Below are 14,834 nucleotides of genomic sequence, written 5' to 3'. Positions count from 1 at the left end.
GCCCGGCGGGCCGGAAAACACCCCGTGTGGGCCTTCGGGAAACGGTGTCTCGTCCTCGGCTTTCACAACGCCACCGGCCCGTCCGCGTTTGGTTCCACGGCCCGGTTCCTTCGGCGCAGGGACTGCATCAGGTGCAGCACCGACCAAAGCACTCCCAGCCCGATGGCGGACCAGATAAGTACCACCAGGACGGGCCATGCCGGCGGTTCGAAAGTAATGCGGATATCCTGTCCTTCGCTTCCGGCAGGAACATCCACAGTCAGCAGGTAACCCCGCAGCGGATCCGCGATGCTGGCGCCCTCCGCGTCGTAGCCGGGCCAGGCCAATCGGCTGGTGACTACTTCAGCGCCGCCGTCGGGCACTTCGTCCACGTGCAGAACCAGCTCCTGGCTGGTGTCCGAAACAGTTGATACCCGTGTTCCCGGAGTGGCCCAGACAGCCTCGCCGTTGTTCTCCAGGGGCTCGGCACGGACCCAGGTCACGAAGTCGCCGGTGCGCTCCACCTCGTTCCAACCTTCGGGAACCATGCGCGCCTTCAACGCTTCCCCGGAGGTGTCCGCCGGGTCACGCAGGATTTGGACAGTGTCGATGGAGAGCAGGTCCACCAGCAGTTCACCGGTTTCCTCATCCACTGTGAAGAGGCTGTCCGCGGCGTTCTGGCAGGTCCAGCCGTGGCTGGTCATGCAAAGGTCTTCGGAGTACTTGGCGAACATGATGGGGCTGTACAGATTGTGTGTGGGGATATCGCTCAGGTACCAGGCATTCGATGCGAGGGTATCGGCCCAAATGGCGGGACCAAGCCGGTCCGGCTCGCCCACCACGAATGTCATGCCTTCGGCCTCGGCAAGGGGTTCGTCGTAGGCTTCGGGCGACTCCGGGAAATGGAAATCAGGCAGCGGAGTTGAGGGGAAGTAATGCTTCTGGCCTACAGCCGCCACCAGGGATACAAGAATGATTCCTGCGGCGGCAGCACGTACTCCCCACGTCCGTACCAGCGGATGCCGAGCGTAGAGCACGACGACGGCGCAGATCAGTCCTACCGCTGCAACCGCCCCGAGGACGAAGTGGATCCTCGTGATATTCGGGTTCTGGCTCCAGGCGAGGTACATCCCTGCTGCATATAGGACCGACACGGCCGCGATACGGCCGCCGGTCAGCTGGCGGACGCGGAAGCGCGAAAGCAGGACCGCCAGCAGGACCAGGGCGGTGAGGGAAACGTACGGGACGAGCCGGATGGGGAAACGCAGCGGTCCGAGGTCGCTCGGAGCCAGCGTGAGCATCAGTGAGATGACACCTACCGTGACCAGTCCTGCCAAGGCCGGCCAGGACCCGCGGATCCGGCGACCACTGACCAGGCCCACCAGCGGAAGGAACCAGGCTATGTACAGGACGGGCACCGGGGCGAACGCTCCCCACCAGCCGCTGACCTGCGGCAGGGCGCTGCCGACAGCGGCACTTGCCAGGCCCGTAAGGTCCGTTCCCAGGAATCCGCTGTTGCCGATGTCCGAAGCCCGGGCAGTCACGCCCGCGGTGAGGACGCCGGGTAGGTAGACCGTCAGGGCCACCATGCCAAGGATCACGCCTGAAACGACGAGCGGGACGGCACGGGCCGGGGTGCGCCGGACAAACACTTCGATCAGCAGCGCCAGGAAGACAATCACCAGCATGATGGTGCCGTGGACGTAGCCCACGGTGATCAGCAGGTAGGAGAAGATCAGTGCGGGTGCGGGGTTGCGGCTTTCCGTTATGAGGCGCCGCAGTCCCCACCAGGCCCAGGGAAGAAGTGCGAAGACCATCAGGCCCGTAACCCAGGAGGATCCGTCAAAGTATGTGGTGAATCCCGTGAGGGTCACGGCGACGCCGGCGACGGCGGCCCAAGGCGCCGTGGCCCGGTAGCTGCGCGCCAGGAGGAATGTGCCCAGCGCCAGGACCAGCATCAGCGCGATCTTCAGGATGGTTGAGAAGAGAACGGCGTCCGTAATCACAGTGGACATCAACCCGATGAGCATGATCAGCGGGTTCCAGAGCCCCCACTGCCCTTCGGCAGCGTAGTTGCCGGCAGCCCAGGCCTCATCGCTGAACAGCCACCACTCACCGCGGCGGAGGCTTTCCCCGATCTCCACCCAGATTCCGTAGGCACCGGCCTGCGTGTCATCGTAGAAGTAGAAGCGTGGATTCGGGATCAGCGGGATCAGGGAGCCGATAAACGTGGCTGCGACAGTGACCAGGCCCCACAGGAGCGTTTCTTTGCGCCCTTCCTGCGACGGCCCGTCCGGCGTCTGCGTGTCACTGGGTTCGAGGAGCGTACCGCTCTCTCGCCGTTGGCTCACTGTCGTCATAAAATTGCGGTCCGTTCTACGCATACGTGCCTCATCAGAGGTAGCCCTCAGGAAGGCCTTGGCAATTGTAGCCCATGCGGCTGCGGAGCCCGGGTTGGGTGAAGCAGGCTATCGCAGTGAACGTTGGTATGCTCGCTAGGTGTTTATAGCCTACTAGGAGTCCTGTCTTGAGCCATAAAGTGCTGTCTGTAGTTGTACCTATGTACGACGAGGAGGCCGTCCTGCATCAGCTGGTTGCACGGTTGCGTCCCGTGTTGGACGGACTGGACGTCCCCTACGAAGTGGTAGCTGTTGATGACGGCAGCAAGGACGCCACGGCACAACTGGTGCAGCAGATCCGGGCTGAATGGCCGGAGCTCCGGCTGGTCCGCCTGATGCGCAACAGCGGCCACCAGGCAGCTATCACTGCGGGAATGGCCGGCGCCGTGGGTGACTATGTAGTCACCATCGATGCCGATCTGCAGGATCCTCCCGAGGCCATCGAGGAAATGCTCAAGAAGGCCCGGACCGAGAATGTGGACGTGGTCTACGGCGTCCGTAGCGACCGTTCCACCGATTCCGTTTTCAAACGGCAGACCGCCGCAATGTACTACTGGCTGATGCGGCGGGTCGCGGGTCCGCACGTACCGTCCAATGCGGGTGACTTCAGGCTCGTGAGCCGCAGGGTCCTGGACGCTATCAACAAACTGCCCGAAGAGGGCCGGGTCTACCGGCTGATCATCCCCTGGTTCGGTTTCCCGAGCACCAACGTCTACTACGAGCGGGACAAGCGCGCGGCCGGAACGTCCAAGTATCCTCTGGGCAAGATGATCCTGCTGACCACGGAGAGCATCGTAACCTTCTCCGGCGGTCCCCTCCGCTTTGCCACTTGGCTCGGCGTCCTCAGCGCCATGCTGTGTGTCTTGGTGGGCATTTTTGTCGTAGTCGGCGTGTTCACGGGACAGACAGTACCGGGCTGGGCGTCCACCGTCCTGGTGGTAGGCGGCATCGGGGCCATCCAACTGTTCTGCCTGGGCATTCTCGGTGAATATATTGGCCGGATCTTCGCGGGCACGCTCCGCCGCCCGCTTTACCTGGTGGGCTATGACAGCATGCTGGACACCGATACCGTTCCCGGTGCTTCCACTCCTGACACGGGCGGTACATCAGGCACGGCCGGCGGCACCGGTGTCATCGGCAGTGATGCGTCCGGAAAGACGGCACAGTAACCGCCGACACGGCAAAAAGGGGATCCGCCGTTTTGCGGCGGATCCCCTTTTTACTGCCTGTTTCCGGTCGGCAGGTTACTCACGCAGACGGGCAACGGCGTCGTCCACGGGGCCATCCATAACGACCTGCCCGTGTTCAAGCACGACGCCGCGTTTGCAGATTCTTGAGACCAGGTCAAGGTCGTGGCTGACAACAACCAGTGTCTTACCCTCCCCGGCCAGTTCCTTAATCTTGTCGATGCACTTTTTCTGAAACGGTTCATCGCCGACGGCGAGGATCTCGTCCACGAGGAAAATGTCAGGGTCGGTATGGACCGCCACTGAAAACGCCAACCGGAGATACATACCGGAGGAATAGAACTTCACCTCGGTGTCGATGAACTGGCCGATTTCCGAGAATGCGACGATGGAGTCGAACTTTTCGTCGATCTCCGCCTCCGTCATGCCCAGAATCGCACCATTCAGGTAGACATTGTCCCGTCCGCTGAGGTCATGGTGGAATCCTGCCCCAACCTCGATCAGGCCGGCCACCCGGCCCCGGGTGCCCACAGTGCCCGTATCGGGACGCATAACCCCCGAGATGTGCTTGAGCAGCGTGGACTTGCCGGACCCGTTCAGGCCCAGCAGGGCAACTGTCTCGCCCTGTTCGACCTCGAGCGAGACACCCTTGAGCGCGTGGAATTTCTCGGAGAGGTCGCCCTTGCGGCCCTTGACCAGCCAGACAAACGCTTCCTTCATGGAGCGGGTGTGCCGCAGGACGAACTGCTTGTTTACATTGCGTACTTCAATGGCATTTGCCACGGTTCACAGCTCCTGTGCGAAACGGCCTTCAAGGCGACGGAAGACTAGTTGGCCGACCAGCAGGACCGCTGCCGAAATAACCAGGGCGATGGGTATCCACAGGGACAACAGGTGAGGCGGGATCGCCTCGGCACCGTCCGTTGTGGGAAGCCAGAAGGCGAAGTGGAACGCTTCCACGCCAACGGTGATCGGGTTCAGCTGGTAGAGGTTGAAAAACGTCTCCCCCAGCTTTTCCCGCACCATGATCCACGAATACAACACCGGCGACGCCCAGGTTGCGATCATCAGCAGCATGTCTACCAGGTTCTCCGCATCACGGAAGTAGACGTTCACCGCACCGAACAACAGCCCCAGCCCCGTGGCCAGCAAAGCCACGATGACGAACCCGGCCACTGCGGACGCCAGCTGCAGCAGCGACGGATTCCATCCGTTGAACAGGCACGCCACGATCAGGATCAGCATCTGGGGTAAAAAGTGCACACCCGAGACCCATACGGAGGCCACCGGAAATAGCTGCCGCGGCAGGTATATCTTTTTGATCAGCCCGCCGTTGCCCACAATGGAGCGCGACGCATTGCCCAGGGCTTCCGTGAAGAAGTTGATGAGGACTATGCCGGAGAAGAGATAGATGGCGTAGTTCGGCAGGCCGCCCGTGTTGCTTGGGCTTTGCTCAAGGTTGAGGAAGATGCCGAGCGCGATGTAGAAGACGACGAACTGCACGCCGGGCTTCACATAGGACCAGAGCAGTCCCAGGATGGAGCCGCGGTAACGGACCTTCAGTTCCTTGGAGACGAGCAGCTTGAGCAGGAAGCGGGACCGGAGGATATCCGCCAATCCCGCTCCCCGCCCGGGAGTTTCGAGTGCGCCGGTGGACAAGCTTATTTACTCTCTTCCGAATGCTCGGCAAAGGTTTTCTTCCACGCTTCGAAGGAAGTGATTTCCGGAAGGGCCTCGCGGTACTGGTCGCTGAGCTTCTGCCAATTCTTCAGGATCTCGGCGTTGAGCCGCACGGCCTCGGCAAGGAGGACCCTCAGCTGCTTCGGATCACGCTTATACCAGGAGGCACCTGTGCCTTCGGCGTTGGACACCACGGCGCTGTCGTACTGGGACATCCGCCACCATTTATTGTCCTGGTGCGCAATGTAGGCCTGCGGGTGCTCCAAGCTGGTTGCCGGAACCTTCTTCGTCAGCTGCTTGACCACCGTCTTGGCGGCCCACGGGATGAGGGACGCATAGGAGGGGGCGGAGAAGCCCTGCCCGTGCCGCGGCGGCTTGTGCATCACGGGGGCGGGGAAGGCCTCCGGATCCGGCTGGAACTGGGAGTCGCTGAAGTTCTTGGTCATGGCGCGGATCTCGGGCAGCTTGGTGGGCAGGATTCCGTGCAGGTGCTCCGGGCCCTTCAAAAGGTCCCGGAGGGCCATGACGCGTCCCTGTGCAGTGAAGTACTGCATGGAGATCAAGTGTTTGAGGTCAATGTAACCGGTCTCCCGGACTACGCGGCCGCCGTGCTCGTAAGGGCTGTGGATCAGGGCAGCGATCATGCGGTTGCGGGTGTGGAAGTACGCCTGCCAGCCGACGAGGTCGTCCTTATCGATCCACGAGACGTGCCAGACGGCGGAACCGGGCATCGAAACCGTGGGGTACCCCGCGCTCTTAGCGCGCAGCCCGTACTCGGCGTCGTCCCACTTGATGAAGACCGGCAGGGAAAGACCGATGTCCCGGATCACCTGGGTCGGGATCAGGCACATCCACCAGCCGTTGTAGTCCACGTCCACGCGGCGGTGCAGCCAGGGGGTGTGCCGCAGGTTCGACCGCACGAAATCATGCCCAAGGGTCATTTGCTCGTGCGGCTGGTCCGGCTGGAACCGGTACGGGTTCACAGTCTCGCCGAAGGTGTGCAGCACGGTGCGGTTGTACAGGTCGAACATGTGGCCGCCCACGATCGTGGGGGTCTTGCACCGGTCCGCGAAGGTTAGAAGGCGGGAGATGCTCTCGGGTTCCATTACGACGTCGTCGTCAAGGAGCAGGACGTAGTCGCTGCCGCTTTCCACGGCCTCGTACATGCCCCGCGCAAAACCGCCGGAACCACCCAGGTTGGCTTGGTTGATGATGCGGAGCTTTCCGCCGAGCATTGCTTCGACTTCGGCGAAGCCTTCAGCCTCGGCAACCTTCTCGGTGCCCTGGTCAACGATCAGGACTTCCTTGACGGACTCCAGAGCCTCGGGATGCTCACCGAGGATGCGGAGGTTGTTGATGCAGAACGAGGTCTTGTTCAAGGTAGTGATTTCGAGCGTCACTGTGCCTGGCTTAACCGGTTCACCCGGCGCTTGCCATTCGGCTTCTTCCAGGATCAGCGGCTCGGAACCGGCGACGAGGTCGAACCAGTACCAGCCGCCGTCGCCGAAGGGCTTCAGGCTCAACTCGAAGGTACTGGTGCTGGGTGCGTCCACCCGCTGTGTCTGTACGTGCTGCAGCGAGCCGCGCGCGTTGGATTTGTAGACGCTCACTGCACCCGTACCAGTGGTCCGGACGCTCAGTCGGACGGTTTCCAAGTTGGTCCATCGGCGCCAGTAGCTCGCGGGGAACGCGTTGAAGTATGTTCCGAAGGAGACCCGCTCGCCTGGACGGACGGACGTGGCACGGCGTGAGAGGAAGTCTTCAGCATGGGCTTCCTTCCCGGGTGCGGAACTCTGTGCCCCGGCATCGGCCCGGGCATCGCCGTTCATGGTAGAGAGCTGCACGCCGATCGCGCTGCCGGTGTCCATGTACAGCGGAATGGTGTCCAGCTGGTCGAGGGAAGGGAGGATGACCCGCTGCAGGGGCGACCAGGTTTCATGCGGTTCTTCGGCATGGGGCGTGCGTTCTACGATTGCGTTGCTCACGCGTCTACTCCTCCGCTTTCCAGCTTTGCGCCGCCTGTGAAGTGCGGCTTGATCTTATTGTCATACATCGACAAGGCGGAGCCGATTGCCATGTGCATGTCCAGGTACTTGTAGGTGCCAAGGCGTCCGCCGAAGAGCACGGATTTTTCGCCCTTGGCCAAGTCGCGGTAAGCCAGTAGTTTGGCGCGGTCCTCAGCTGTGTTCACCGGGTAGTAGGGTTCGTCCCCCTTCTCCGCGAAACGGGAGAACTCACGCATGATCACCGTGGCATCCTTGGTGTAGTCGCGTTCGGGGTGGAAGTGGCGGAACTCGTGGATCCGGGTGAAGGGAACGTCCTCGTCGGGGTAGTTCATTACCGAAGTACCTTGGAAGTCCTCGATCGGAAGTACTTCCTCTTCGAGGTCGATGGTCCGCCAGGACAGGTCACCCTCCGCGTAATCGAAGTAGCGGTCGACAGGTCCGGTGTAGATGACCGGGACCTGGCCCAGGCTGTTGTTGCGGGAAAACTCGTGGCCGTCGTCGAAGAAATCAGTCTTCAGGTGCACCTGGATGTTGGGATGGTCTGCCATCCGCTCGATCCAGGCCGTGTAGCCGTCTACCGGCAGGCCCTCGTACTTGTCATTGAAATACCGGTTGTCATAGTTGTAGCGGACGGGCAGGCGGCTAATGATCTCCGCAGGCAGGTTTTTGGGGTCCGTCTGCCACTGCTTGCCGGTGTAGTACTTGATGAAGGCTTCGTAGAGGGGGCGCCCGATGAGCTGGATACCCTTGTCGTTGAGGTTGGCGGGGTCGGTTCCGGCCAATTCGCCGGCCTGCTCCTGAATGAGTGCCTTGGCTTCCGCCGGGCCCATCGAGGACCGGAAGAACTGGTTGATCGTGCCCAGGTTGATGGGCATGGAGTACACCTCGCCCTTGTGGCTGGTGTAGACCTTGTGAACGTAATCAGTGAACTCCGTGAATCGGTTGACGTACTCCCATACCCGTTCATTCGAGGTGTGGAACAGGTGGGCGCCGTAGCGGTGCACTTCAATGCCGGTCTGCGCATCGTTCTCGCTATATGCGTTGCCGCCAATGTGGTGGCGACGATCGATGACTGCGACCTTCAGGCCCAGTTCCTTTGCAGCGCGCTCGGCTACGGTCAGGCCGAAAAAGCCCGCCCCGACGACGACGAGGTCAACGTTCACATTTACTCCTGTATATTTCCGGTACCGCCCAGGCGGGTACGCACCCGACGGTCAAGGTTATCCGAGATTTCGGGAAGGGGCATGCCCGACCGTGCCTGATCACCATCCGACGGCTTTCAGGAATCTCTCGGCGAACTGGGGTGCCATGCTTTCAACGTACGTCCTGGACAGGTGATTATCGTCCAAATACACCCGCACATTACCGATGACTGCGGGGCAGGTCCCGTTGGGACAGACGAGGTCATCAATGTCGATGGTTCCCATTTCCGGGACCACACTGCCGATAGCCTGAATAGAACTGAAGTCCGTATTCCGCACGCTCTCATAGGGCGGATTGCACTCTGCTGAGTCGATGCCGTGGGTTTCCGGGCACTGAGCCATATCAAACGTGTACCGCGGAGTGTCCCGCACACCAACCAGCTTGATCCCCTGCGACACGATGTCCTGTGCCACGGAGCCAAAACCGCCGGGGAGGAGTTCATACGGGGGGCCTGCGATGGAGTAAGTGGCCGTAGTCAGGACGGCGTCGGGCTTCAGCTCCGAGATGTACTCCATGGCCTGCTCGTTACGTTCGTTGCATTCCTGGGAATAGGTTTCCCGGGAGGATTCCAGCTGGCAGCCGCCCTTGACCAGGGCAATCAAGGCCCAGTTGCGTTCTGCTGCCAAAGGCGCCAGGCCGGCCACAAGCTGCTGAACGTGGCTGTTGCCCACTGCAACGATCGTCCGTTCCGGATTTTCCTGGCTGACAATGCCCGAACAGCCATACCCCTGGAGCATCTCTGCGTCTGTGGCGTATCGACCGGTGCAGCCCTCCTCGAGACTGACATAGTCACCCCCGACTACATCAGCAGTCGGCAGCACCGTTGCGTCCTCATCCCCCAGGTAAAAGAAGTCTGGGTCCAGGGCCGCCGCGCCCGGGTTATTCCGATCCGCACCGGCCAGCAGCCTCTCGCCCTGCACCCGGAGCGCGGTCTGCGCTGAAAAAACGGGAACAGCAACTACCGCGGCGCAGACGGCAATGGCCACAACCCCGTTTAACGTACTGCGCTGCACCCAATCCATGGTCCGCAAGGGACGCTCGACCAACCTCGTCGTCAGGTAGGCGAGCGTAAGCGAGACGATGATGATTGCGGCGCCGGACAACGGGCCTGCGGACGTCCGGTCCCGGAAGATCAGGTAAATGACCAGTACAGGCCAGTGCCAGAGATACAGGGCATAGGACATGTCCCCCATCCGAACCAACGGACCCCACGACAGGAACCGGTCCGCACCGAAACGACTGCCGGTCTGTCCGGCGACAATCACCAGTGCTGCCGCCACCAACGGCCAAAGGGCTACAAAACCCGGGAAGGCACCCTGAACATCGAGGAGGAAGCCGCAGCTAAGGATCGCGGCGAGTCCAAGCCAGCCGGCCGCGATCCGGAGTCCTTTACCCGGTTTCAGGTAGGGAAGGGCCAGCGCAAGCAAGGTGCCGAAGGCGAACTCCCATAGGCGCGTCCGGGTATCGAAGTAGGCGTGTGCCTGGTTCGTGTACGTTTCATGAACCGAGAACGCCAAGGAGACTGCAAAGACCGTTCCGAAGACGTACACGACAATCCTTCGGAACGGTTTCCGTCCTGCCCTGGCCAGCACGGCAGAAAGCGCAAATAATATCGGCCACAGAATGAAGACCTGCCCTTGGACCGAGAGCGACCAGAAATGCTGGAGCGGACTCGCTCCGCTGTGGTCCGCAGCGTAGTAATCCACCGAGTCCGCCGCCAGTGCCCAGTTTTGGAAGTAAAGCAGGGACGACCAGGACTGGGAAAGGATTTCGGTCCACCGGCTCCGGGGGACGAACAACGCCGTGGCGATGAGGGTTCCCACGAGCACGACCGAGACGGCGGGCAGCAGTCTTTTGAAGACGTGGATCCAGTACTGCCCCAATCGCAGGGGCCGCCCATCTTCCACCTTCCGGATGAAGGACAGTGAAAGCAGGAAGGCAGAAATCAGAAGGAAGACGTCAACACCACCGGAGACCCTGTCGAACCAGATGTGATAGCTGGCCACCATGAGCACTGCAACCGCCCGAAGACCCTGTACCTCGGGTCGATAGCCGGCTTTCGCTGCCTTGCCCGTTGCGGAACGCAGCTCCTCGCTTCTCTGGGGAGCAGAAAACTGATTAGTCACGCGTGCCTTTCTGGACAAAAATTCCCTTGTATTCTACGGGCGGCAGCATGACCTTCCCTCCACAGGCACAGGGGCAGGGCGGACTATAGGCACCCTGCGCCCCGCAGCGGCAGGACCGCGCACAGCCTGCATAGGCTGATCGCTTCAACGCGGAACCGAACGTGCTTGAAGGAAATTTGGAGGGATAGTGCTGCTTCACGTGACCCTTGCCGCGGCACCCGGCCGGCACCTTCCCGATACGCCGGAGCACAGCAACAATCGCGCCCTGGTGATAAAACTCACAGATAATCCGACCGGACGCGGCGTCGCCGCCCTGCTCAAGGAGCGTTACGGACAGGGCCTCTACACGGTCCACGGAACCAGGGTGGAGGATCTGACCCCTGGCACTGCCCCGTTGGTCGACGGGGCAGTGATTCTGTCTTCCCCCACCTCGGCGCAAGGACCTCCCGTCGGTGCGTCCGGCGTTGGTGCCGCCACGCTGCTTCTAGCGGTCTGCACGGGGCCGGACGCCGGAAACATCATCTGCCTGCAGCGGGGTACCTACACCATCGGCCGTCTGGCTGCAGAGGCGGCCGGATACGGCCCCAGGATCGGCATCGCAGACCCGGCCCTCTCCCGGCACCACGCGCAGCTTGTGGTCGGGGCGGAGTCCGTGACCATCCGGGATTCGGGATCGGCCAACGGCACGTGGGTTGATGGCCGCCGCATCCGCACGGCCGCCGTGGATACCGGATCAATCATCCGGCTCGGCTACAGCAGCTGCCGTCTGTGTATTCCCGGTGCCCACCGGGAAGACGAGCCCACGGCGGATAACCCCTTCGAGCCGCTGACTGTCCGGTTCGCGGAACAGGGGCAAAAGACCGGACTTCTCCTGACCGGAGCTCTGCTCCCTCTGATCCTCGGAATAGTGCTGGCACTGGCCACGGGAATGTGGATGTTCCTGGCCTTCAGCGCGGTTTCCGCGGTCACTGCCTTGATCGCGGCCGGCGGATCCCGGCGCCGCCACCGGGAACACGCCGCCGGCGTGGCCGAGGCAGCACGGGAGGACGGCAGGCGTCGCCGGCTGGCTGCACCGGATCCCGGAGCAACTGCCCTGGCCGCGGAACTGGGCCATCTGCCCGGCGGCATCATGGGTGCCCCCGGCGTTTACCCGGTCCGGATCGGAGCCGGGGACCAGCCCGCAAACGTGGCAGCGGTACCCGCACCACCGCGTTTCTCCCCTCCCCAGATCCCGGAAGCACCGGTCATCCTCGCCCTGGGAAAGGACCGGGACATCTGCCTGGAAGGCTCCCCGCAGGACACTGCTGCCGTGGGTAGAACAATTCTCCTGCAGGCGGCCGCAGGGTTCGGGCTGCACATCCTGTGCCTCGGAACAGCGTCCGAACTTGAGCTGGACGCCAGGTTCCTGCCCGGCGTCCGGCTGGCAGCACTGCCCGCTGCTTCCTCCTCGACCGTTGCTGCCGCTGCCGTCCGGCTGCGTGCCCTCCTTGCCGACCTCCCGGCGGAAGCCGCAGAAGGACCCCCCGCCTTGATGCTGTTCATCCACCACTCCTGGGCGGAGTACGCCGGTCAGTTGCTTCAAGGCCTGCCCGAGTCCCAGCGGGCACATACGAGCATCGTCAGAAGCGGAGGCCCGCCCGCGCCGGTGACCGTGTCACTCCTGGCCGGCCGAGGAACCCTCGTGTCCGGCACCCACACCTTGAGTTTTGTCCCGGACCTGGTCCAGCGTCGAACCTTCGAGCGGCTCAGCCGGGCGCTCGCGGCGCACCCGCGTCCGGTACCGCACCCCGCCCAGCTCGGCGGACCCGGAAAGCTTCCACCCGCAGCGGCTTTCGAAGAGTTCCACGCACCGTCGGAGGAAATGCTTCTGAACGGATGGCTGCACGGGTCCCGGGGCGCCGTCGTCGGGGTGGCGGCGTCAGGTCCGGTAACCCTGGATCTGGACAAGGACGGTCCCCACTTCCTGGTGGCAGGCACTACCGGATCGGGCAAGTCCGAATTCCTGCGCACCTTCGTGGGCTCCCTGGCTGCTTCGCTTCCGCCCACTTCCTTCACCGTCCTGCTCATCGACTTCAAGGGTGGGTCCGGACTCGGCCCCCTCGCGGCGCTGCCGCATTCAGTGGGGCTCCTGACCGATTTTTCCGCCGCAAACGTGGCCCGGGCACTCGTCTCCCTGCGGGCTGAGGTCCGCCGCCGGGAGGCACTCCTGGCCGGGTCGGGAGCGGACAACCTGTCCGCCTATAATTCGGCGCGTTCCCGGAAGGGCGGACTCCCCCGGTTGCTGGTAGTGGTCGACGAGTTCCGAATGCTCGCCGATGAGGTGCCCACTGCGCTGCCCGAACTGCTTCGGATCGCGGCCATCGGGCGCTCCCTCGGACTGCATCTCCTTTTGGCAACCCAACGGCCGCAGGGAGCCATCACCACCGACATCAGGGCGAACCTGTCCACGAGCATTGCCCTGCGTGTCCAGTCCGCTGCCGAGTCCCGCGACGTCATCAATACCGATTCCGCAGCAGCCATCCCTCCGGACCTTCCGGGACGGGCATTCCTGAGCCGGGGCGGCCGCCCGCCGAACGCATTCCAAAGCCTTTCGACCTCCCTGTGCGGCGGCACCGGCGAAAGCCTGCTGATGGAGCTGCATGAATACCTCGCTTCCGCCGGAAGCGGGTCCGCAACGGAGGCCACCGGGGATCCGGACGCCCTGAAGCGGATGGTTTCAGCTATCCGGGCGGCCGCGGACAGCAGGAAGTATCCGGCTCCCTTCAGCCCCGTGCAGCCCCCACTCCCCTCGGCCCTGACCACGGACCTCCTCACCCGCAGCATTGCGGACAGGCCCGAACCCCTGCCTCAGGGGCTCGTGCTCGGCCTGCTGGACGAACCTGAAAAACAGCGCCGTCGGCTCCTGGACTGGCACCCCGGCAGGGACTCACATTTGGCGCTGCTCGGTGCCGCCAGGTCGGGGGCGCCGGATTCCCTCGGCCTCGTCGCTGCGAAGCACCTCACCGAACTGCCCGGAAGGCATATATACGTTTTGGACGCGGACGGCAGTCTTGCCTGGCTCGCCGCAGCAGATCAAACCGGTGCCTATGTCGTCCCCCAGGACATCCGGCGTGCTGAAAGGGTACTTGCCTACCTCGCCGCGGAACTCCTGCAGCGGCTGACGCCAGCAGCATCGCCGACAGCGCCCCGGGCAACCGGGGTGACCGGGGTGACCGGGGTGACCGGCGAGACCACCCCGGGAATGACGCTCATCATCACCGGTTGGGCCCGTTGGTGCGCTGCCTTCCGCTCCGGCCGCGGGATGTCCGGCGAAGATGACCTGGCCGACCTCATCCGGGACGGGGAACGCGCCGACATCTGCGTGGTCCTCGCAGGCGACCGGGAAGTCCTCAATGCCCGTTTCTTTCCACTTGTCCCCAACCGCATGTTCTTCCCGGCGGACGCGAGTGCCGAGACACTGCTGGCCTGGCCCCGGCTTCCACCCATGGATCGGGTAAGGCAGCGGGCGCTGGTACAGGGAAGATGCGGAACCGCCGAAGGCCTGTCAGCGCAGCTGCTCGTTCCGGAGGTACCGCTTCATCCGGAGCAGTGGCTCCCGCTGCCGCCCGGCATTGAGCGGCCCCACCGCATCGAAAGCCTGCCCGCGTTTGTTCTGCCGGAGGCTCTGGGCCCGCCTGCGTCGGCTGACTGGCTGCCCGTGGGGGTATCCGGAGACGAGTTGGAGACCGCCGCAGTTCGGATACCGTCCGGCTCGGTGTACCTCGTCGCGGGTCCGCGCGGCTCGGGCCGGAGTTCTTTCCTACGCCAGCTTCAACGGTCTGCGGACCCCGCACTGGAATGCCGGCTCGTGTCGGGACCCGAGGAGATGGATCGGGCCGCCGCCATACTGGATCAGCCGGGAAACGAGCTGAGCCGCTTCCTGGTCCTGGTTGACGACGCAGATTTCCTCCCGGCATCCTTTCACCAAAAACTGGCGGAGTTGCAGAACCGTGGCGCCCGGCTCGTCCTGGTGGCTGCGCCCGGGCATCAACTGACAATGCGCGTCCCGCTGGCCCTGCAGATCCGTTCAGCTCCGCGCGGAGCACTGCTTCGACCCGAAGCCCCGTCAGATGGAGACATCTTTGGAATTCGGATTGAACCGGGCACCCGCCGTCCGCCCGGGAGATGCTACCTGGTTGCGGGAACGGAGGTATTGGAGGCACAGGCCGCATACACACCGGCCGGTTGAGGCTTCTCAGGCAGGCGGTGCGGTTA

The 14,834-nt window shown here is 63.2% G+C and carries 8 protein-coding genes; 2 read left to right on the top strand and 6 right to left on the bottom strand.

Annotation, left to right across the window (positions count from 1 at the left end):
* Positions 1-62: 62 nt before the first annotated feature.
* Entirely contained in the window at positions 63-2,330 is a 2,268-nt protein-coding gene (locus tag NNX38_RS06070; protein ID WP_255797185.1) for a YfhO family protein, read from the bottom strand.
* A gap of 176 nt (positions 2,331-2,506) precedes the next feature.
* Here NNX38_RS06070 and NNX38_RS06065 point away from each other — a divergent pair, with 176 nt between their 5' ends.
* Positions 2,507-3,547 (top strand): glycosyltransferase family 2 protein, encoded by a 1,041-nt coding sequence (locus tag NNX38_RS06065; protein ID WP_255797184.1) that lies wholly within the window; start codon positions 2,507-2,509, stop codon positions 3,545-3,547.
* Positions 3,548-3,622: 75 nt separating this feature from the next.
* On the opposite strand, the gene NNX38_RS06060 is transcribed toward NNX38_RS06065, so the two are convergent.
* The 5 genes from NNX38_RS06060 to NNX38_RS06040 all read right to left on the bottom strand — a co-directional run bounded on the left by NNX38_RS06060 (position 3,623) and on the right by NNX38_RS06040 (position 10,580).
* Positions 3,623-4,348 carry an ABC transporter ATP-binding protein gene (locus NNX38_RS06060; protein WP_255797183.1) on the bottom strand — a complete coding sequence of 242 codons (726 nt, stop codon included), beginning with the start codon at positions 4,346-4,348 and terminating at the stop codon, positions 3,623-3,625.
* A gap of 3 nt (positions 4,349-4,351) precedes the next feature.
* Positions 4,352-5,230, bottom strand: coding sequence for an ABC transporter permease (locus tag NNX38_RS06055; RefSeq protein WP_255865166.1), 879 nt, complete (start codon positions 5,228-5,230; stop codon positions 4,352-4,354).
* On the bottom strand, positions 5,227-7,113 hold the full coding sequence (locus NNX38_RS06050) for a glycosyltransferase (RefSeq protein ID WP_255797220.1): 1,887 nt from the start codon (positions 7,111-7,113) through the stop codon (positions 5,227-5,229). Before NNX38_RS06050 ends, NNX38_RS06055 begins: the two co-directional genes overlap by 4 nt.
* Positions 7,114-7,226: 113 nt before the next feature.
* Positions 7,227-8,414, bottom strand: coding sequence for a UDP-galactopyranose mutase (gene glf, locus NNX38_RS06045; protein ID WP_255797181.1), 1,188 nt, complete (start codon positions 8,412-8,414; stop codon positions 7,227-7,229).
* A gap of 99 nt (positions 8,415-8,513) precedes the next feature.
* Entirely contained in the window at positions 8,514-10,580 is a 2,067-nt protein-coding gene (locus NNX38_RS06040; protein ID WP_255797180.1) for an acyltransferase family protein, read from the bottom strand.
* A 268-nt stretch (positions 10,581-10,848) separates the two neighbouring features.
* Here NNX38_RS06040 and NNX38_RS06035 point away from each other — a divergent pair, with 268 nt between their 5' ends.
* A complete protein-coding gene (locus tag NNX38_RS06035; protein ID WP_255797179.1) occupies positions 10,849-14,808 on the top strand; it encodes an FtsK/SpoIIIE domain-containing protein in 3,960 nt (1,319 codons plus the stop codon).
* Positions 14,809-14,834 lie beyond the last annotated feature (26 nt).

Source organism: Arthrobacter sp. zg-Y238 (assembly GCF_024385525.1).
GTDB lineage: Bacteria > Actinomycetota > Actinomycetes > Actinomycetales > Micrococcaceae > Arthrobacter_B > Arthrobacter_B jinronghuae.
Note: the sequence above shows the minus strand (reverse complement) of the source record. Positions and strands in the feature narration are given on the sequence as shown.

Excerpts from the sequence above, each read along its gene's own strand:
- NNX38_RS06050 (WP_255797220.1), bottom strand. The coding sequence starts at position 7,113 with ATGGACACCGGCAGCGCGATCGGCGTGCAGCTCTCTACCATGAACGGC.